The sequence below is a fragment of the Terriglobales bacterium genome (assembly GCA_035567895.1).
Classification (GTDB): Bacteria; Acidobacteriota; Terriglobia; order Terriglobales; family Acidobacteriaceae; genus Gp1-AA112.
The window spans coordinates 1-20,462 of the sequence record DATMPC010000063.1 but is presented as its reverse complement, the minus strand read 5'-3'; the positions used below and the strand labels follow the sequence as shown (position 1 = coordinate 20,462).

20 protein-coding genes are annotated in these 20,462 nt (G+C 55.2%); 12 read left to right on the top strand and 8 right to left on the bottom strand.

Annotation, left to right across the window (positions count from 1 at the left end; genetic code table 11):
• Positions 1-386 precede the first annotated feature (386 nt).
• The 5 genes from VNX88_14175 (at position 387) to VNX88_14155 (ending at position 6,345) form a co-directional block, all read left to right on the top strand.
• A complete protein-coding gene (locus tag VNX88_14175; GenBank protein ID HWY69813.1) occupies positions 387-4,073 on the top strand; it encodes a carboxypeptidase regulatory-like domain-containing protein in 3,687 nt (1,228 codons plus the stop codon).
• Positions 4,074-4,081: 8 nt separating this feature from the next.
• Positions 4,082-4,387 (top strand): energy transducer TonB, encoded by a 306-nt coding sequence (locus tag VNX88_14170; GenBank protein ID HWY69812.1) that lies wholly within the window; start codon positions 4,082-4,084, stop codon positions 4,385-4,387.
• Between the two features lies 1 nt (position 4,388).
• Complete coding sequence (locus tag VNX88_14165) at positions 4,389-5,156, top strand: PilZ domain-containing protein (protein HWY69811.1); 768 nt, start codon at positions 4,389-4,391, stop codon at positions 5,154-5,156.
• A 301-nt stretch (positions 5,157-5,457) separates the two neighbouring features.
• Complete coding sequence (locus tag VNX88_14160) at positions 5,458-5,892, top strand: EamA family transporter (protein HWY69810.1); 435 nt, start codon at positions 5,458-5,460, stop codon at positions 5,890-5,892.
• 6 nt (positions 5,893-5,898) lie between these two features.
• Positions 5,899-6,345: an EamA family transporter gene (locus tag VNX88_14155; protein ID HWY69809.1), complete on the top strand. Its 447-nt coding sequence runs from the start codon at positions 5,899-5,901 to the stop codon at positions 6,343-6,345.
• 423 nt (positions 6,346-6,768) lie between these two features.
• Here the strand turns inward: VNX88_14155 and VNX88_14150 are convergent, their stop codons facing one another.
• Positions 6,769-7,173, bottom strand: coding sequence for a hypothetical protein (locus VNX88_14150; GenBank protein ID HWY69808.1), 405 nt, complete (start codon positions 7,171-7,173; stop codon positions 6,769-6,771).
• Positions 7,174-7,278: 105 nt separating this feature from the next.
• Positions 7,279-8,319 (bottom strand): plastocyanin/azurin family copper-binding protein, encoded by a 1,041-nt coding sequence (locus VNX88_14145; protein ID HWY69807.1) that lies wholly within the window; start codon positions 8,317-8,319, stop codon positions 7,279-7,281.
• Positions 8,320-8,418: 99 nt separating this feature from the next.
• Between VNX88_14145 and VNX88_14140 the strand changes: the two genes are divergently transcribed.
• The 4 genes from VNX88_14140 to VNX88_14125 all read left to right on the top strand — a co-directional run bounded on the left by VNX88_14140 (position 8,419) and on the right by VNX88_14125 (position 10,420).
• Positions 8,419-8,652 (top strand): hypothetical protein, encoded by a 234-nt coding sequence (locus tag VNX88_14140; protein HWY69806.1) that lies wholly within the window; start codon positions 8,419-8,421, stop codon positions 8,650-8,652.
• 547 nt (positions 8,653-9,199) lie between these two features.
• Positions 9,200-9,448, top strand: a complete 249-nt coding sequence (locus tag VNX88_14135; GenBank protein ID HWY69805.1) for an AbrB/MazE/SpoVT family DNA-binding domain-containing protein — start codon at positions 9,200-9,202, stop codon at positions 9,446-9,448.
• Positions 9,442-9,783 (top strand): type II toxin-antitoxin system PemK/MazF family toxin, encoded by a 342-nt coding sequence (locus VNX88_14130; protein HWY69804.1) that lies wholly within the window; start codon positions 9,442-9,444, stop codon positions 9,781-9,783. The genes VNX88_14135 and VNX88_14130 overlap by 7 nt, the downstream gene beginning before the upstream one ends.
• Positions 9,784-10,036: 253 nt before the next feature.
• Complete coding sequence (locus VNX88_14125; protein ID HWY69803.1) at positions 10,037-10,420, top strand: hypothetical protein; 384 nt, start codon at positions 10,037-10,039, stop codon at positions 10,418-10,420.
• Between the two features lie 175 nt (positions 10,421-10,595).
• Here the strand turns inward: VNX88_14125 and VNX88_14120 are convergent, their stop codons facing one another.
• From VNX88_14120 to VNX88_14105, 4 genes are all read right to left on the bottom strand, one after another.
• Positions 10,596-11,063, bottom strand: coding sequence for a hypothetical protein (locus tag VNX88_14120; protein ID HWY69802.1), 468 nt, complete (start codon positions 11,061-11,063; stop codon positions 10,596-10,598).
• 388 nt (positions 11,064-11,451) lie between these two features.
• Positions 11,452-11,907, bottom strand: coding sequence for a response regulator transcription factor (locus VNX88_14115; protein HWY69801.1), 456 nt, complete (start codon positions 11,905-11,907; stop codon positions 11,452-11,454).
• Positions 11,908-11,942: 35 nt separating this feature from the next.
• Positions 11,943-14,156, bottom strand: coding sequence for a PAS domain S-box protein (locus VNX88_14110; GenBank protein HWY69800.1), 2,214 nt, complete (start codon positions 14,154-14,156; stop codon positions 11,943-11,945).
• Between the two features lie 4 nt (positions 14,157-14,160).
• Positions 14,161-17,538, bottom strand: a complete 3,378-nt coding sequence (locus VNX88_14105) for a carboxypeptidase regulatory-like domain-containing protein (protein ID HWY69799.1) — start codon at positions 17,536-17,538, stop codon at positions 14,161-14,163.
• 567 nt (positions 17,539-18,105) lie between these two features.
• On the opposite strand from VNX88_14105, the gene VNX88_14100 reads away from it, so the two are divergent.
• Positions 18,106-18,552 (top strand): group II truncated hemoglobin, encoded by a 447-nt coding sequence (locus VNX88_14100; protein HWY69798.1) that lies wholly within the window; start codon positions 18,106-18,108, stop codon positions 18,550-18,552.
• A gap of 201 nt (positions 18,553-18,753) precedes the next feature.
• Here the strand turns inward: VNX88_14100 and VNX88_14095 are convergent, their stop codons facing one another.
• Positions 18,754-19,152 carry a type II toxin-antitoxin system VapC family toxin gene (locus tag VNX88_14095; GenBank protein ID HWY69797.1) on the bottom strand — a complete coding sequence of 133 codons (399 nt, stop codon included), beginning with the start codon at positions 19,150-19,152 and terminating at the stop codon, positions 18,754-18,756.
• Positions 19,152-19,394, bottom strand: coding sequence for a type II toxin-antitoxin system VapB family antitoxin (gene vapB, locus VNX88_14090; GenBank protein ID HWY69796.1), 243 nt, complete (start codon positions 19,392-19,394; stop codon positions 19,152-19,154). Before vapB ends, VNX88_14095 begins: the two co-directional genes overlap by 1 nt.
• 138 nt (positions 19,395-19,532) lie before the next feature.
• On the opposite strand from vapB, the gene VNX88_14085 reads away from it, so the two are divergent.
• Both VNX88_14085 and VNX88_14080 read left to right on the top strand, forming a co-directional pair.
• Positions 19,533-19,769, top strand: a complete 237-nt coding sequence (locus VNX88_14085; GenBank protein ID HWY69795.1) for a type II toxin-antitoxin system Phd/YefM family antitoxin — start codon at positions 19,533-19,535, stop codon at positions 19,767-19,769.
• Positions 19,744-20,163 carry a type II toxin-antitoxin system VapC family toxin gene (locus VNX88_14080; protein ID HWY69794.1) on the top strand — a complete coding sequence of 140 codons (420 nt, stop codon included), beginning with the start codon at positions 19,744-19,746 and terminating at the stop codon, positions 20,161-20,163. Before VNX88_14085 ends, VNX88_14080 begins: the two co-directional genes overlap by 26 nt.
• Positions 20,164-20,462 lie beyond the last annotated feature (299 nt).

Genomic DNA, 20,462 nt, shown 5'->3' with positions numbered 1-20,462 from the left:
AAACGGCTCCGCGCCGCTCACGAAGACTTCCTACGACCGTTTGCGATACTAAATTTCCTAACTTTGAACAACTCCCCGGGCCAGAAGTCCTCTTCTGGGAATGTGCTGCGGCGAAGAGATCTCCTCGAAGCCCGTTTCTGGATAACTTCCGTGTAGCCGACAATCCGGGAGTTGACGCGTTAATCAACGCAAACGCTTTTGTGAGTACTAATCGGATCGACGAATCCATTACTCCGGATTGTGGCTCTTCAGCTGAATCCGAAGGGTGCGCCACCTAGTCAGTGAAAAGAACACCGAGAGTTACTAAAACCTTCGTAATGTCGCGGATCAGCATTTTCCGTGCTACAAGCCTCGATTACCCGGATATTGATCAGATCGAGGCTTGAATGAGAAAACCCCATTTATTAGCGGCGGGTGCAGCGCTCCTGCTGGCGGCGAGCGCGTTCGCCCAAAACAGTGGAGACCTGCGCGGCAGTGTCCACGATAAGGATGGAAAGCCGGTCGTCAGCGCCTTTGTTATTGCTCAAGACAGTCACAGCGCGGTGATCCGCGCGGCCAGTACGAACGAAGCCGGTGACTTTGAGATCGCCGCTCTGCCGGTCGGTGAGTATTCCCTCCAAGTTACGGCCGAAGGACACCCGAAGCTCGAACTTCATGACGTACACCTGGGCATAGGCCAAGCCGTGAATCTCAACTTGGTTCTCGGGCTCGGAAATCCAAGAGATCCAATTGACCATTCTGGGAAGACTGGTGCCAACATTGAATCTACGAATACTCAGTTGGGTGTGGTCATGGACGATACGGCCGTGTCAAAGTTGCCCTTGAAGGCGCGAGACACCTACGAGTTGTTGCAGCTTCAGCCCGGAGTACAGAGCACCGTAGGCGCCAACCTCTTTTATGGGAGTAACCAGCCGGGAGTGGTTTCGGTCAGTGGCGGCCGCGCACGTTCCAACGTTTATAACGTAAATGGCACTCACGGAGCCGAATTGTTCGTGAATGCGCCGGCGGTGCAACCGTCGCCCGACTCAATCCAAGAGTTCCGCGTTATATCCCACAACTACGACGCCGAATTGGGAAACAACTCTGGTTCAGTGTTGAATGTGGTCACGAAGTCAGGAACCAACAGCTTTCACGGAACAGCTTACGACTTTATTCGCAACGACTCGCTCAACGCCCGCGGCTACTTCGATCCACAAAAGAACGAGTTTCGACAAAATGAGTTCGGGAGCACCTTGGGCGGTCCGATCCGCAAGGACAAGACGTTCTTCTTTGCCTCGTATGAAGGGCGGCACGTAACCAAGGGCGTCACCTCGAATGTTGTTCCCGTACCCACGGCACAAGAGAGGATTGGCGATTTCTCCGCCGGAGCCGGGTTTGCCGGCACGCTGAGCGATGCCACCGTCGCTCAAGTGCTGAATGCGCGACCCGGCTGCGCAGCCGCGGTAGCCGCCGCTGGTGGAGCTCAGATCGCGGGGAACACACCATATGCGAGCATCTTCCCGAATAATACAATTCCAGCGCAGTGTTTTGATCCGACTGCGAACGATCTTCTTTCGTCGCTGATACCGCTGCCGAACCTGGGTACGAACAGTTACCGGACGACTGCGAATTCCAATCAGAGACAAGATCAGGGCACGTTGCGGTTTGATCACAACTTCAGCAGCCAGCAGAAGCTTGCTCTTTATTATTACGTCGCCGATGGCAACATTCTTAATCCATTTTCAACCTTCCAGGGAGATGGAGCGAGCATACCGGGCTTTGGAGACCAGACAGCCAGCCGTTTCCAGCAACTGAGTCTGTTCCACAGCTGGGCCGTGAATGCGAAGAGCACAAACGAGGCGCGACTCGCGTATTTCCGCCAGGGACAGGGCAAGTTCCAGTCGCCGCAAGCCACGCACCTCGTGCAGGACTCCTGCGTGAAGGTGCCCTCCACCTCGTGCTTCACCGCTCCTGGCAATCCCGAATTAGGAATTACTCCCGGCTATGGGGCAAATCGTGAAGGCACGCCATTCGTTAACATCGCAGGCGGCTTCACCATCGGTAATAACAAAAATGGAAGCTTCTCGCAGGGAGCAAACGTATACGAGGCTTCCGATGCATTCACGCGCGTGCTTGGCCAGCATACATTGAAAGTCGGCAGCGACTGGCGAAATGAACGAATGGCGCAGATCTTCGCCTACAACATCAACGGTGACATCGAATTCAGCGGCGGTGGCCCCAACGATGTTGGCTACGCCAATCTGTTTCCGAATTATCTGCTTGGACTTCCCGACACGTATGCTCAAGGCTCATCCAACGCGCAAGATGTGCGCACCGCTCAAGTAGCCTTCTTCGGACAAGACAACTGGCGAGTTCGACGGAATCTTTCCTTCAACTATGGACTGCGCTGGGAGTTGATGACGCCACAAGCCGATGCTGGAAAACGGATACAGGCTTTCCGTCCCGGACAAGCGAGCGCGATGTATCCATGCCAACTGGATGTGGGTAATCCTCTAGCAACCACGTTCGGCAGCAGCGACTGTTCTTCACAAGGACCGGCGAATGCAGTGTTCCCGTTTGGACTGGTATTTCCCGGAGACCCTGGCGTTCCCGCTGGACTGACAAACACGTACAAGAAATCTTTCGCTCCGCGCCTGGGCCTGGCATGGTCGCCGAATTGGAGCAGCGGGCCGCTGGCGAAATTAACCGGAGGTCCCGGACGATCGAGCGTTCGCGCTGGCTGGGGCATGTTCTACGACGGAGTGGAAGAGCTGGTTCAGGCCCAGTTCACGGCGCAGCCTCCGTTTGGTGGAAGTGCGTTTCTCTCCAATCCGTTCTTCAACACTCCATTCTTGGCGCAGGACGGAACGGCAAATCCGAATCCATTCCATGGCGTCTTGAATCCCGTTCCGGGAACTCCAGTTGATTTCTCTATGTTCCGGCCGATCGAACTATTCGGTAACTTTCCAAAGACTCTGCCGAGTCAATACGCGGAGCAATATCACCTGACGTTGCAGCGTGAGATCTCCCAGAACACGCTTCTGCAGCTGGGATATGTCGGCAGCCAGGGACACCGCCTGCTCGCCATCATGGATCAGAATCCTGGGAATGCGCAGACCTGTCTGGATCTGAACCTCATCCCCGGACAGTCGTGTGGTCCGTACGGCGCGGATAATTCCTACACGATTCCCGCGGGAGGGATTCCCGCAGGAGTGACTCTGCACTTGCCGTATGGATCTGTACCGAGTATCACCGGGCCCAATTCATCGGACATCACTCTGGTAGGACTCAGACCATACTCATCACCTCTCTGTGCTCCCACGACAGGCGCCGGATGTCCTCCCGACGGCATACCCGTTTTCACCAGCATCTTTTCCATGCAGCCGGTTGCAAAGTCGGCCTATAACTCGTTCCAGGCACTCGTTCGGCACAATTATTCTCACGGCCTTGAACTGCTGGCGTCGTACACGTGGAGTAAGTCTCTCGATACTGCGTCGAGCGTGGAAGAGATTGTGAATCCGTTGAACCCGGCAAGATCCAGATCACTGTCGCTGTTCGACGCTGAACGCCGCGCCGTAGTCAGCTATTACTGGATCCTGCCACAGTTCCATGGAAGTCTTTGGGCGCGCCGCATTCTGAACGGGTGGTCCACTTCAGGTATTGCGACGTTCCAGTCTGGATTCCCGATTCGATTCACAAGCACCAGTGATCGAGAGCTCATGGGTAGTATCGACTACTTGGCGCCCGGTGAACCCGACCAGATCGCTCCATTGCACATCTTAAGTCCACAACGGACAGGAGGCCTCTATTTCGATCCCGCCAGCTTCACGGATGCGCAGCTGGGTCAGATCGGTACTGCTCCCCGGACTATCTGCTGCGGGCCTGGAATTTTCAACTTTGATTTGGGCTTGCACCGTGCGTTTGCAATTCGTGAGTCATGGAAGCTGGAAGTTCGGGGTGAAGCATTCAATCTGTTTAACCATACGCAGTTCCTGAATCCTGACGGAAACATTACCAACACAAGTACCTTTGGGTACGTCGATCGCGTTCGCGATCCGCGTCTGCTGCAGGCAGTAGTGCGGTTTGTGTTCTGAGGTTATCAATGAGAAACATCGGATACATCATGTTACTTAGCCTCCTGCTGATTGGAAGTGTCGGAGCCCAGGATGGGAAAGAGCGAAAGCTCGTCTCCAGGCAGGACCCACAATATCCGCAAATCGCGAAGCAGATGAATCTGCATGGTATGGTCAAGATTAAGCTTTGGATCAGTCCGCAGGGCAGCGTGCGCCGTTCTGAATATATCGGCGGTCATCCCCTTCTGGCACAGGCTGCGATCGAGTCGCTGAAAGAGTGGAAGTATGAGCCCGTCCCGCGTGAGACCACCGCGGTAGTCGAGGTGCGGTTCTAAATTGAGCAGCCGGGGCAACGGTGCGACTACGACAGCGACGGTCAAGCCGAGTGCCGCGAATGGTACCAGTCTTTCTTCTTTTGCCGACAAGCAGCATCGGCGAGCTTTAAGACTTTTCGGGATCGAAGTTTCCGCCGATAAAATACAGAAGTTCGCCAGTTACTTCGAACAGCGCAATATCTCCGTCACGATCACATCGTCTGACAGTGAGCTCACACACAACGGGGAGTTCGTGAACGCGTGCGCCGTCGCCATCAACCAAAAGGCAATCGCCGCTCTAAAGGCTTTTCCCCAGTTTGTCGACGGTCGTGGTCTCATATTCGGTGTTGGATCCGAACAGCAAATACTAGGATTGCCCGATCTGCGCATCAATGTCCTGCTGGAGCAATGCGCCGACACGGAAATTCGCGCGGCTGTGGACAAGACCGCTCCGCTGATCTTCCGCCGCGTGACGCTACGCGACCGCATTCCGATCGTGACCAGAGTGACGCTCGATACCGGCACCATAGCTTTGAATGGTCTTACCGTAAATGTCGGATGCGGAGGAATGGCGGTGCGCCTGCGGCGGACGATCGAACTTCCTCAACGAATTCGCCTTACCTGGAGTTTGCACGACGCAGACCCGATATCGCTCGAAGCAGCCCCTCGCTGGCACTCCGGCCGAATGGTAGGCCTGCAATATGTCTCAACCCCGCCAAACATACTTAAGAAGTGGATTCGCACGTATTCCAATTGCCTGGGAGTTACTGCCGTAACCAGGCCCCGATAAGCTAGTCGGCACAGGATTTATGCGCTAATCCTAGAACTTCAGATCGACCTGCAAACTTCAGTGATCTTTCGGAGCTTCGGACGCCTCGTTACGATTGTCCCAAAGAATTGCTGTACTTCCGGAGCCACGCTGCATGCCTGTCGTAGAGGAACCCAAAATACAGTCCGCAGGCGCGAGCGTCAGTCTCCCGCAGACGAGGCTCTCCGTCTCATCTTCAACGCTGGATTCTTTTGAATTCTGGCCTGGCGCCAGAACGAAGGGCGACCGCAGGCAGAGCGGCGAGTCATTCCGGAAGTCGGCCTTGCCATTCGCAACACGCTTGCGCGCTAAGTGGTTCTGGTACTCATTGATGTCTCTCGTGTGCTGGACAGCATGGGCGATCACCGCAAAAGTAGGATCGTCGAAGCTTCCGCCATCAACGATGCAGTTCGTCGCTGCGCTCGGCTTCCTTTTCGTGAGCATCGGGATCGCAGGATTTGCAAAAGGGAGTGTGCAGTCCAGCCGCAAAGGAAAGCTCTATTCGGTGATCAGCGGCGTACTGCTGGCAGGCGGAGGACTCGCATCGTTCGCGGCCTACCGAACCGGCGACAACACAGCAGCTACAACCGGAATTACTTCGCTCTATCCGGCCATTACGGTCATATGCGCTCTCGTGTTCTTGAAGGAGCGCTTAACCAGGTCACAGATCGCTGGCCTCTGCTTCTCCGGCCTAGCAATTCTTCTATTTTCGCTCTGAGACTCTATGCAATTCTTCCTTTGGCTGGGGCTTTGTCTCATCGTAGTGATCGCCTGGGGTGTGCTCGGTCTGTTTGAGAAGCTTGCGACTGATCACCTGGCCCCGGCCGCGGCATTAGTGTGGGTAGCAATTGGCTTCATGCTGCTGCAGGCGGTTGCCTTTCCTCACGTTTTCTGGAGATATCCGACTTCAAGTTTGATTTGGGCGCTCGCGAATGGAGTTCTGTGTGCGTTTGGCTTCCTGGCTCTGTTGTTGGCACTGCGCCACGGCGGGAAAGTATCGATTGTAGAACCTTTGAGTGCACTCTATCCGGTACTCGTGGCCTTCCTGACACCCCATCTGTTTGGCGAACGCGCAAGCCTTCAGCACAGTCTCGGAATTGCCTGTGCCGTTGCGGCCATCGTGCTGTTGACCGCAGATACCAAAGAGATTCGAGAATCCGGCCGAACATAAGCAGCACTCTCGGGTCTTCAGACTCTGCCAAATCGAAGCGCTTCAGCAGCACGCCAGTGAGCTGCGCGAATACAGGGCTCATTCAAAATACTCTGAGGTCGAGCGTGTTGACGGTGTGCTTAACTTCCGAGTTGCCGACGACTCGGGAGTTACCGACCTACGCTCAAGGGATCAGAACGATGATAGACAGGCCCAAAATGGTCGCCTTTGCTGATTTCATGGTTCTTCCCTCCATTGCAGATTCGGGTCTAATTTCCAATTGGGTTCGTTCGAGCCGAGGGTCCTTGTGTCTTCTTCCCTTTTCAGAAGCTGCAGTGCCCGGGATCTGCAACATCAACGTGGACATTTGCTGCGGCCGGAATCAGTTGGACGGCGATGGTTTTTGCCACAGCGCCGGTTTCGTTCCGCAGGATGTGGATGTGGTCACCTCCGTGGATCGACGAAACCCATGCCTTGCTTGTACACGTACGGCTTGCAGTCAGGATCGTTGCCGTCGTAGTCCGTCACCGTACCTGCCGTAACGATGATCAGACTGTGTCCGGAATGGGTGTGCCAGCCGGTACTGCCTCCTGCCTGCCAGACAGTGCTTTGCACATACAAGTCTGACGATCCTCGCGTCTGCTGTCGTGAGATCCAGTGAATGCGGTTATCCTCTGCCGCCGTGAAGCTCGAGAGAGCAACATTGATCTCACTAAATCGACCGACTGCGAGCGTTGTTGAGCTGAATCTGGCATCCAGCGGGGTCGCCGAACTGCTCCCGGCGCGCTGAAATGTGAGGATGACCAGCGCTGCAGTCGTCAAGGCAGTCCACATCAACTTTCGTTGCATCTGTCGACCTCCTCCCCATTGAAGGTCCCTAGGCGCAGCGCGAGCGACACCCCCCAAGTGCCGCTCACGCGCGTCAACGATCTGCTAGGGGTATTTCGCGAAGAGTCACGGCCGAACGATGACTTCGCCCTTCATCCCGATTTCGTCGTGATAAGCGCAGATATAGGGATATGTTCCCGGAGTCGTAAACGTCACGCGGAACCGAGTGGCGCCCGGAGCGAGCTGTCCCAATCCGGTACGTTCCTGGGATTGCGGAGCAATCCTTCCGGAATAGAGGTTATCGCTCGTAGAGGTGAGAATCGCATGCACGGTGCCGTCAGCATCGCGAGATACAACCAAGCCAGGCGAGGCTTTCAGCGGATCGAGTGGACCAAACGCTCCTGGCCCAAACTGGACAGAGTGGCCGCTGACGTCCGAACTGGCCCACTCAACGGTCTGGCCTGCGTGGATGGCGATGCTCTCTCGGCCAAAGCGCATTCGTGAAACACTTTGCGCACCGCCCGGCGTTGGCGCATATTCTCCCGCACCCATGACTACGATCTTCATGCCCTGGTGAGCATGGGCATCGTCATCATCCAAACCTTTGGCGCCGCCCTCCCTCAGCTTGGCTGCAAGTCCTCCGTCTCTATCGAAGAGCAGATCGCGTTCTTCTGCCGCGGCTTGGCGATCATAGAACGCCTGATCGTGCGGAAGCGGCGCCGACTGGTCAAGAACATGGATCGTCCCGGATTGGTTTACGTGCAGCAGGCACACAATCACGAAATTTCCTATAGTGGGAAAGTTGACCGTATACGTCGTTCCGGGAGTTGCGATCAATCCGCTGTTTACGCAGTTCATGCCATCGAATGAGGACCCATCCGGTGTTGTGCCGCTTGGCGGTGCGCCGCCGGGGCAGCCGGCCGCAAATGTGGGACGTGTTTGGCCGACCTTCAGAAACGTTACCGAATGATTCTCGTTGGCAGAGAAAGTCCAGGTAATGCTGTCCCCGGCGTGTATCCACATTTCGTTTGGCAGGAACGCCAGCGCCTGCACTCCCTCATCGAAACTTTGGCCCCCGACCTTCGCGTGCCAGGATTCTGCATGCACAGCTTGAGCCAAGATCAGCGCGAAACCTATTGCCAGCCAAAACGTCGATGTTCGTCGCATTATCGATTTCCTCCCTATCGCTCGTGTCTTGATTGCTGCATTCCTATTGGTGGAAGTGCGGCCAACAATCGGATAGTTCGGCCTTGCGGTCAAACGGTAATGAGCGGAATTACAGGCACTTCGGTCGTTTGCCGTCGAATGCTGTACTTTGCTGTCGCAGATCAGGATCTGTGGCTCATAGACCTGGCAACTGGAGCCCAGCGACAGTTGACCAACTTCCCTCCAGATTTCGACATCCGCGACTTCGACATCTCTCCGGATGGCCGTGACCTAGTCGTCGAACGAGTGCAGGAGCGCTCAGACGTAGTGCTGATGGATCTGCCGCGACGTTAGCACCGATTACTACCTAAAGAACTCTGCCATCGCCGAAGCACTGGCGGCGTTGCCCAGATTTCAGTCGATGCCCATCTAGGTTGTGATCGCCCTCAGCAGGTCTCGTGCTACTCAGGAACATCATCAGCAAATCGCGCTAGCCAGATATTTGCTCGCGGTTTGGTCATCGACCCACTGTGGTCAGCAGTCGAGAAGTTGGCCGGTATAACGCGAGTCCAGGATTGCTCCCGGATGACGGGCTAATCGGAAGTAATCAAACTTCCGCTCAAAATGTTCCCTGTTCTTTTCAAATCCCTCCCTGATCCCTCCCTGTTCTCTCCCTGATCCTTCCCTGTTATTTTTTGTGGAATTGTCAAAAATTCGCAAAACACGGCGATTTTCGGCAATTCTTGCGCTTCGCTAACTTTTTCTCCCTGTTTTTCTCCCTGTTAATTACAGCCCGTAAATCAACTGTTCTCACCGTTCGAACGGTAGTGGCCAACTCCTCTTCGTATATACAACATATATACAACGGGATATACTATGTATCGTTAGGAGGAAGAGGTTTATGAAGGCGCAAATGGTGAAGTGGGGCAATAGTCTTGCCGTTCGCATTCCAAAAGCGGTGATTGAGAAGGCCAGGCTCAAGGAGGGTGATTCGCTAGAGGTCGAAGCCGCCGCTGAAGGCTTGGTCGAATTACGCCGGCCATCCAAGTTGCCTACCTTGGCACAGCTGGTATCCCAAATCACTCCCGAAAACCGATACGGCGAGATCTCGACTGGCGCTGAAGTTGGGAAGGAAGTTGTTGAATGGTAACTCGCTACGTCCCCGAGGTCGGGGACATCGTGATGATGGATTTCGATCCCCAGATCGGTCGCGAGCAAGCCAAACGACGACCTGCTCTAGTGCTTACCGATGAGCGATACAACCGGGCTAGCGGCCTGGCTATAGTTTGCCCTTTGACAAGCAAACGCAAGCCCTACCCGTTTGCTCTGCCCGTCAAGATTGACCAAGTCGAAGGTGCTGTGCTCGTCGATCAATTGAAGAGTTTGGATTGGGCCGCGCGTAATACCGAATTCCACTCCAGGGCTGATCCCGGCTTGGTCAGCAAAGTGCGGCAGTACGTCGCCGTTCTGCTCGCCGTCCGTTGAGAGAATCATCCCGTGAATCAAGCGCCTTGGGACATTGCTGTTGACCTTAGGCCCTTGGAATTATGCGGACCTCAGGAGAGCTGCTCAGCCCAGAGTTGAAACACCGATTATGAGCAACTCAACCACACGAACGCATCGCTCCAGCTCGCCGCTTATGCGGTGTTTTCTGTTTGTGCGCTCCTGCGAGTTACTAACGTGCTACGGACCAAGATTTAACCTTGCGGCCCGATTCAACCCAACACAGACTGTAGCCATGCGCATTCTAGGAGTCTTATCGGTCACCGCTACTCTGGGCTTTGGCCTCTATTTCATGTATCTCCAGGGAAGGGTGATCCCCGTCTCTGGCAGGCCGAGGGAGCAGATTACGCTCACCGGCGTCAAGAGCGATCTGATGCAGATTGGCCAGGGCGAGCGCATGTACGTCTCCCAGAATGGGAAGTGCATCCCGCTGGACGAACTTATCTCCTCCGGCTCCCTCGCCATGTCGAGAACCGAGCGCGATGGCTACGCCTACTCAATCGACTGTAACGGAGCAGACTTCACCGTAACCGCCAAGCATCCCGAGCCACCTGACGGGGGAGCACGTTATCCGACGCTTACGCTGGATTCGCGCATGGAGATTGCCCAGTCGTTCTGAAGTTTCTGAATATCCGGCGTTGCTGGTGCTCGAGATACTTCGGGTTGCGCTAGTGGTTGCTCTAAAGCTGTGTATCAGAAACTTGGAGGGACAGACGGAACGCTTCCCTTGTGGATACAGAACCTGAGAAAGCGTTCCATGTGTTCCCGATTTTTGGCGGCGAAATACTGCTGTTTTATTTTGGAGTAGTTGCGTCGCCGCTGTGCTGATGCTCCTGGCCGTGTTCACCGCGATGGCTCATCATCTCGTCCAGCTTCTTCTGTTGATCGGAGGTTAGGATCGGACGTAGCTGGCTCATCGTGCTCTCGTGAATCTGTTTCATCTTGGCATGACGGTCTTGTTCTGATGCGGACGTATTCTGGCGCAGGTCCTGCATTTGTTTTGACTGGTCTTCCAGGATCGGCTTGATCTTGGTCTTCTGGTCGTCGGTCAAATTCAGTTCTTTGGACATGTGCTCGAGCATCGCATCCGGATTCATTCCCATTCCGCGACCCTGGCCCTCGCCGGCTCCGTGACCGTGTCCTGTTTTTGATTGTGCACTGGGCTGTTGGCCGCTTTGCGCGTCCTGCGGCGCGGCTGCAAAGGCGGTTGCGCCGAAGATGAGCATTGCCGTGATCGAAAGAACAAAATTGAGTTTCTTCATTGTGAATTCCTCCTTGAGTCCCGTCCGGGTCCCCAGCAACTCTTGTCGTCCTGAGCGTTGCGAAGGATCCTGTGTCTTGTTTTCGGCCGCCTCTTGCTGGGGTGAGTCCGGCTGCCTGTTGCGCTGCGAGATGATTAAACCACCGTTGCATCTGAAAAGTAAAAAAGGCCTCGAGCGATGTCGGGATCTCTTCGACAGTGACGGGCTACACGGAATGTACAAATCCGGGCCAATTTCCGAATCGCCGACCATCCACGAATTGACGTGATCAAAACATTGTGAGGCATCTCCTAAGGATTCGGATTTTCGATTGTAGGCTCTATTTCAGTAGTCGATCTCTCATCTGGCTGGTATGCACATGAAGAGCACTCTTGGCGGCGTTAACGACCTATGAAGATGCGGCGGATCTACTTCGATAATTCATGGTGGCACGCGGAGTGGTCGACACCTCAGAGCGTGTCTTGTCTATGCCTTGGCCGAATTGAGAGATGAAGCTTTTTCCTCGCAGCACACTTTGGAGGGCGGGGATCAGATCGGTTGCAACGCGGGACTTGCAAACATAGCCCGAAGCGCCAGCGGAAAATGCCGCCTCAACGTAATCCCGATCTTCGTGGATCGTCAGGAATACGACCTTCGTTCTGCATCCTGACTCGCACAATCGAGAAGCAACCTGAATCCCATTGAGTCCCGGCATAGAGATGTCAAGTACAAGAAGATCGGCATTAAGGACTGAGGCAGCCTGAATTGCCTGTTGCCCATTTTGAACAGAGCCAACAATATCAAAGTCTTCTTGAAGCAATTCTTTAACCCGCTCACGTATTTCCTGCGAATCATCTGCCAGCAATACTCGTGGACATCCCATGGGTTTGCTCGCCCTCCTTAAGCCGCTCCTGACGCGATTTGAGTCACTATCTTTTCAACCAGGGGAACGCGAACAGTAATCTCAGTACCGCCCATCAGCTTCGAAGCAATCAACATCGTGCCCTTCACGAGGCTGACCCGTTCACGCATGCTGATGAGGCCTAGACCGCGGCTAATCATCGCCGCAGCCGGATCAAAACCCATCCCGTGATCCCGGACAGCGAGATGGATCTCGTCAGATGTGCCGCGCAGACGTGCCTCAAAACGCTGGGCGCCGCTGTGCTTGATCGCATTGTTTAAAGATTCTTGCAGCACTCGAAACAGACAGAGAGAGATGTCCTGCGGCAACGCAGGCGAGATATTCTCGGCTGCAAAATCGACTTCCACCTTGTGCCAGTCGGCCGCTTCTCTGCAGAAGCTCTTGCACGCTGCCACCAATCCCAGGTACTCCAGTTTCGAAGAGTGCAAGCGATGAGATATGCCCTGAATCTCAGCGCCAATATCCGCGGTGAGGTGCCGTAGTTGTTCGAAGCGGTTTCGAACTACAGCGCCCGAAGTGGGAAGGCTCTGCTGAAGCACATCGAGCTCGATCCCCACCATCGCGATGCGCTGATTGATATCGTCATGCAGTTCTCTGGCAATGCGCGTCCGCTCCTGCTCTTGCGCATCAATCAGCCTGCGACTCACGCTGGAAAGAGCTTCCTCGGCCAACTTGCGATCGGTAATGTCCACGCAGGACCCGATATAGCCTGCGAAAGAATTATTCCCATCAAACCGCGGAATGCCTCTATCCAACACCCACCGGTATTCTCCGTCGTGCCGCCGCAGCCGATACTGCATGGTGAAAGGCTCACGGCGATCGAAGGCTTCGGTGTACGTTTCAAAGCATGCTGCCACATCTTCACCATGGATGTTTTCCAACCACCCGTTCCCCAGTTCTTGCGCAAGGCTCCGGTTAGTGAAGTCAAGCCAGGGTTGATTGACGTAGGTGAATAGCTTATCGGTACCCGACATCCAGATCATCACCGGAGCAGTATTGGCGACACGGCGAAAACGCTGTTCGCTTTCCTGCGCTACTACGAGCGCAGCCGCTAACTCGGCTTCCGCTTTTCTGCGCCGGGTGCGCTGCCATAACAAGGCGGTAATCAGCGCCGCTTCCAGGATGATTAAAGAAATCCCGCTGATGATGTACCACTTGTAGCTGTCCCAGACGCTTGGCTCGCGGAATCGCACCACAGTTCCCGCCGGCAGCCGCTCCTCGCTGATTCCCCAGCGACGCAGTTGCCGCCAATCAACCATCGGAACAGTGGACCTGCTTTCCTGAATTGCAACACCCTGAATGCGCTCTCCCTGCAGAACGCGGAGCGTGAGTTGCGCGGTCTCGTGGGCTAATGCTTCAGGATTAGTGACAACTCCGCCAACAGTTCCCCTGCCTAGATAGATGCCACCATGAGCATAGGTGGGAACACGCGCTTTCTCTGCGATCCTCGAGACTACCTCATCGCTGAGCAGGTTGTTTCCGGCCGCATCCTGGGCCATAGAAAGGAACTGGATTACGGTTCCGTCCGGAATCGTTGCAACGGTTTTCTCTAGGTCGTCGAGGGTAATATTATTGACGTATGTGATCTTCACCCGATTTTCGAGTTCGGTGAGCTGTTTCCGCGCAAGAGATTGGAACCATTGATCGCTAGGTGAGACTCCTGAGATAAGGAGTACTTCACGGGTCCGCGGCTGCAAGCGGAGTGCAAGCTCTAGAGTTCCCTTTATCTCGATTTTGCTCAACGCTCCCGCAATGGGACGACGCGGATCCCAATCGCGCAGCATCTCCAGCGCACCAAATGCGACGACCGGGACGCCAGGGAAGAGCTCATCGCCATATAACCGCATGAAACTTATCGCCGGTTGTGCAACGGCGATGATCACACTAGGCCTTTTCTGTGCGTACCTATGCCGAAGGTAGTCGTGAACAGCAGACTCAGTCTCCCCTTCCGACCAGCGCTGGGCGTCAAGAAACTCAGCGTAGAAATCGAGATGCGATCCCAATTCCTTTTCTAATGTTGAGCGAATAATGTCATCTACGACAAAATTGGCAGGTAAGTCGGGTCTTCCGCCATAGAGAGCCAAAACTATTTTCTGGGGTTCAGCAGCAGGGGTCTTCAAGGCCAGGCTGGCCGCTGGCCAGATGATCGCCAGATAAAGCAGCAACCGACCGAAGAGCTTCGGTTTTCGCATGCGCTCAGAACTCCACCCGCGCCGCGACCTGGAAAGCCCGCGGACCGCCGGTCCCGAACGCCTGTCCGGCACGGGCACTCGGCTGGCCGTAGTTTGGTTGATTCAGCACATTGCTGTACCCCGTTAAGTTTGCGACGTTGAAGAGGTTAAAGACCTCGCCGATTAGGGACACCGAGACGCGCTCCTTAATCTTAATCCTCCGAGTCAAACGGAAATCGTGCGAGAAAAAGCTATCGCCGTTTGAGAATTTCGCCGGCAACACGATCGGGCTGATGATCTGATTAAAAGGTGTTCGCGGACGAATGACGGTTTGTGTTCCGTCGGAATTGGTGATCGTTCGTGTGCGCGCATCAACGCTTGCGTTGTACTGCGCCACCAGCGCGCGCAATTCAGATTGGCTGAGGCCTTGCCCAAGTAGATTGTGACTGTCGATTCCTGGGAGCAACGTAGTGCTGATGCCGTCGCCATCAAGGTCCAGCCCCGTCAACATGGTATCGAGAGGAGGCGAGCTGTCAGCCTCCGCGATAAACGACACCATCCAGGTATTCAACAAACCACGCAGCAGGCGCGACTCTCCACCAAACTTCGGCACATCGTAGGCTCCGCTCACAGTTAGGGTGTGCCGCGGCGTGCCGACATTTCCGTAATTCAGAGCGTTGTTGTCGTACTGCGTGACCGCAACAAATCCAGTGTTCTTCGCCAATGCATAGCTGGCTGTGAGTTGCAGGCGTGAAGAGAACCGTTTGTCCAGTTTTACTTGAAGCGCCTGATAACGATAACTGGCCCCGCCGCTGTAAACCGTCATGGCTCCGGTAGAACATTGGTCTGCAGGGTTTAGTGCCGCAGCCTGTGCGGGCGTGCAGAGTGGGATCACGGGATTGCGAACGAACGATACCACGCCCGTATTGGGATCAACCCCGGTCACTATCGGACGATTGAATTTATTTTGATCAACTAGGAAGACACCCAGACCCCCAAGGCCGCCAAGGTGCAGGTAGTGCCGCATGACGTAGTCTGCAGTGAGTGTGAGAGTCGGCGTTAATTCCTGTTGGATCCCTGCATTTACGTGAATGGCAGAGCTCGTTGTGTGATTGGGACCGAACAGTTGGTCAGCCTGTTTAATAACCTCGACTGTGCTAATGCTGGGGTCACCGCTGCCATCGCCAACTTTCGACGACAGCATGGAGCGTATACCCGGAAGCATGGGAAGCAGATCCTGTCCCCGGAAAGTGGTTGGCGTGCTCAAAAAGCTGAGTCCAGTCACGGAACCATCCACGGGAACGCGCTGGTTACCCGAAGGACCCAGTTGACCACGCTCCAGAAGCGGGAGGAAGAAATCGACCTTGTCGTGATAAATCCCGCCGCCCCCACGGATAACGGTCTTATTCTTGCTCCCCACATTCCAAGCTAATCCTGCCGATGGATCAAGCACGTTTGTGCCACGATGCGGTGGCCGCAGGTCCCCGTTAAATATAGGCGCAAGGTATGCGGGCCGTTGCAGATCCTGGTTGTAGATATTCGTCTGATACGAGTAAGCGGCCCCGTAAGTGAGCGTAAGGTCGCGACGGATGGACCAGGAATCCTGCGCATGGAACCGCCATAGATTGCTATGGGACGCGCTGTCGGAATTGTACGGCCCGGGTAAGCTCACGTTGCCAATTCCCGTTATGAAACTACGCAGCGGTAGTTGCAAAATATCCTGGAGCGTAGGAGGAGGCCCGGCCAGATCCTTCAGACTGGCAGGCAACGAGTCGTAGAGCGGTCTGAGCGATGGTGACTGCAGAAGGTTGGTTGGGCCCCACAGGGTCATTTGCGCTGGTTCGTAGACTGCGCGATAGCCGTGCAAGTACACGTTTTCCCAGTCGCCCCCCAGGCGAAGCTGGTGTGCGCCGCGCTGCCATGTCACCGTATCAACAAGCTGGTTTGTGCGCGGGACGATGCCGAAGGGAGCACTGGGTCGATTCCCAATTTGAAATTGAGGGGCGTCGAAGATCTGAATCAGAGCTCCTCCCACGCCTATGCATGCTATGGGATCCATGCACTGCTGCGAGGTAACAGGACCGACATGGCTATGCAGATAACTGAAAGCATAGCGCAGGTCGTTCACCATGCGGGAGCTGAGCACTGAGGTCTCCGCACCTTCAATCTGGAGGGCCGAGTTGCGGCTGGATTGCCAATCCGAAGGCATGAAAAGACCGGCGGTGGGTGGTGCTACGGTGTTGTTCTTATCCTGGCTGAAGCGAAGAAATGCAGTATTGGTCTCGTTGAGCTTGCCATCGATTCGAAGATTGAACTGGTTAAAGGTGAGAGGACTGGGATAGACCACGTCCAGCTTGGAAAAGATGGGGTGATTGTTCTGAATTGCGACAGCAGCGGTTTGTCGATTGTGCTCAAAGTTCGTGAACCAAAAAACTCGGTCCTTCTTCAGCGGACCCCCAAGCCGGAAACCGGACTGCTTTCGGGCAAAATACGGATCTGGATGGCTGAGGTCACGGCGAAAGCCAGGATAGGCGGCCATGTTGTGATCGCGGTAGTAGAAAAACGCCGCACCGTGGATGTCATTATTCCCGCGGCGGCTGACGATGTTAATCCCACCTGTTCCGCTCATGGCCGACGAAGGATCAAAGCTGAATCGCTCTACCTGAAACTCCTGCACCGTTTCTTGCGAAAAGTTCTGAGCAGTTCCACCGTTGATGCGGTCTTCTACCGTGACTCCATCGACCGTAACCTGTGTCAGCACGTACTGGGCCCCCGCCATCGATACGCGCTGATAGTTGTTTGCAAACGTGCCGGGATTGACGACTGAAATTACGTTTACGCCGGGCTCGAGCCGCGCGAGCTCAAGAAAGTTGCGTCCATTGAGCGGTAGGTTCTGAATCTGAACCTGATTTACGCTGCCGTTGACTGCGAAGTCAGTGGTGTTCAGGCCAGATGCCTGGCCGTTCACCACAACCCGCTCGCTGACTAACCCCGGGTGCAAGCGGAAGTTAACTGTCAGATTGTCTCCCACGCGAAGTGCGATGCGCTGTACTTGGGTATTGAAGCTGGGGGCGGCGATCTCGATCTCGTAATCGCCCGGCTCGAGATTGCTCACCTGATATTGGCCGAAATTATCCGCCTGTGCCACGCGGTTGCTTCCAGTCTGCGGCTGCTGCACTCGAACGCTGGCGTTCGTGACGACGGCGCCCGTGGCATCACTAACAGTTCCACGAATTGCGCCCGCAGGAGCCTGTGCGAAGATACTGCTTTCGAACAGGACAAATACTGTAAGAACAATCAGGTGGGCTAGGTGAGTCGTGCAAGATGCAGAAGAATATCGGAGACTATCGAGTCGCCCTAAGCTGCATCGCCGCACAAGCGTCGAGGTGAAATATCTCAGCACTCGCAACTCGGTCCAGCATGACATACGGTGAAGATGTTGACAGCCGGGGCACTACGCCGATAACCAACTCAATCGAGTTGCGCATCGCTCTCAACGACAGGCTCGTGCAGGACACATCTGTCAAATTTCGAGATTGGGGGCAGATTGTGCTACGCGGATTATCGCCTGCCAATAGTACAAGTGGTGAATTCGATACCACAACGGGAAATCTGATTGGAATCGAATGTTAATTTGCGCCAACTGTCAAAACTGACAGTTGTACTGTTCCAGAGTTGTTTCGGCTTGTTCATGGTGACAATGGGACAGCCTGATCCGCCCCTTCCCATTGGTACAGCTAGTTCCACCCGGGCAGGAGGCTGCGAATACTACTCAAAGAACACCAGCGATTAGCAATCAGCACTCAGCGATCAGCAACCGCCAGAGTCGAAACACAGGCTCCTTCAACTTTGCTCAGGATGGGCAGCAGCAATACCTACGCAGGGTAAGGTTTACTTCGAGTATTCGATTCCGCATTTGGGAGGGCGGATTGGGCGTGGGTTTCGTTGCGGCGACTGATATCCTTTCACCATGCAGAGTGTGTATGAGGCGGCTGGCGGACGCACGGGTCTGCTCCGCCTGGCTGAGGCGTGGCACTCCAGGGTGATGGCCGACGAAATTGTCGGCCACGCTTTCAGCCACGGATTCCATCCTCGACACACCGAGCGACTGGCCGCGTACTGGGCGGAGGCCCTCGGCGGGCCCACCACCTACTCCGATACCTATGGTGACGAAACATCGGTGGTTCGGATACACAGCGGCAATGGTGTGCACGCGGAGATGGATCGCCGGGCGATCGCCTGCTTCGATCGGGCTTTGGAAGATGTGGGGCTGACGGCCGACCCGCTCCGGAGGGTGTTGCACGATTACTTCGCCTGGGCCACCACGACGACAATGGCGCGCTACCATGAGTCTGCCGACGATGTCCCCCAGGGCTTAATCATTCCCAGATGGTCATGGGAAGGGCTGCAGGGTTGAGGCGGGTTCGCGGGATTATTTTGGGCTGCGTGTTTGCCCGAGCTTACTCTCGATGACTGAGTCCGGGATCAGCCGGTGTCCCGCCTTTGATTGTGTTTTCCCTTACTGAACCTAAGCAGAAGATGCCCTATCCCTCCGCTGGCGCTCCGCAACGCAGCCACAATCACATCGGCGTGCAGGACGACTAAAGACGCCAAATGCCTATTTGGTCCAATCTTCGATCTTGAGGTGTTTCACCCGTCGAAAGACACGATCGTTGGTGACGAGTACCGCTTGAGCGGAAAGCGCATGGGCGGCAATCATGAGATCCAGATTGCCCATCGGGTCTCCGGAGCGCTCCAGCGCAGAGCGCACCTGGGCATACTGCTTGGCAGCCTCTGAATCCCAAGGCAGGACATCAACGCGCAGGAGAAACTCTTCGACTGCTATCTTGAGCCGCACTGCCTCTGGCTTCCTGGCGACGCCAAAACGCAACTCCGCCTCTGTGACTACTGAAATCGAAACCTCAGCTATTGGCACTTTCAGCAGCCGCCGGCGCACCTGCGGAATATTCCCCTTGATCACATAGCTGGCGATGTTCGTATCCAGCAGGTAGCCCATCAGAAGAGCTTCCGTTTTTGGGGCGGGGCGTCTGCCCGGTCGGCCAAAAAGTCCTCGGGCACGTCGATGGTCTTCATGAGTTCGAAGAATTCCGGCCACGATTCAGGTCTGCGGGACAAAATCACATCCCCACTTGCCGGATCGCGTCGGATAAACACTTCCGAACCATTGAAACGGTATTCCGCCGGCAGTCGAACCGCCTGACTGCGGCCATTGCGGAACAGCTTGGCAGTGCGCGCCATGCCTTCTCCCCTCTCAATTAGTATATATCATGATATATCACACAATTGGAGCCGCTCAAGAAAAAACACGGGTCCCGCCATGATCTATGACTATGGTATTATGACTATGTCCACAATTGGGGGATAGGGAGAAACGAAGTGAAAACCAAGACCATGCCCGCCGGGCTTTTCAAGAGTAAGTGTCTCGCGGTGATGGACGAGGTGCAGGCGAAGTGTGAGACGGTGATCATTACGAAACACGGAAAACCGGTCGCCAAGCTCGTGCCCGTCGATCCTAAGCGGGACGATTTTTATGGCTCGATGAAAGGTAAAGGCAAGATTCTCGGCGATATAGTCAGTCCGATCATTCCTGCCGAAGACTGGGAGTTCGACTAAGCTGCTACTACTCGACACTCATGTACTCGTCTGGATTTTCTTCGATCCGGGCCGGCTCTCTAAGAAGGCAGAGCAGGCGATCGACGATGCCAGGAACCAGGGAACTGGCATTTTTCTGTCCGATGTCACTTTGTTCGAAGTTGCGAGTTTAGTCGCGCGGAAGCGACTGGAGCTGCAGGTGTCGTTGGAGTCGTTCCTCGAAGAAGTGGAATCGCGCTTCACGGTCCTGCCTGTGAATCGCCACGTCGCCGCGCGATCTGTTCAGCTGCCGAGCACCTACCCGAAGGACCCAATGGATCGGATCATTGGAGCTACAGCCCTGGTTGAGGGCTGCCCGCTGGTCACCGCCGACGAGAGCATTCGCAGAGCCAAGGTGGTAAAAACCATTTGGTAATGTCGAGATTTTCCCGGTGGCATGGACATCGCGGGCCAAACCCCAAATCCTCGAACAGGTTGGGTCCGGTTCCGCAAGTCGCGGCCGGTTCGGCTTACAATAATACCGAAACGTTTCGGCATTGATTGCGGAGAGAACTCATGAGCACATCGACTACCCGTCCGGCAACAGAACCGCTTTCCAATCTGGAACAGTGGGATGATTTCGTCGAAGGCCGCTACAAGGAAGGCAAGTCGGAATCGGAGTTCCGCCAGTACGACGAAAAAGCAACTCCCGGAGTCGCGGAGTTCTACCGGCTG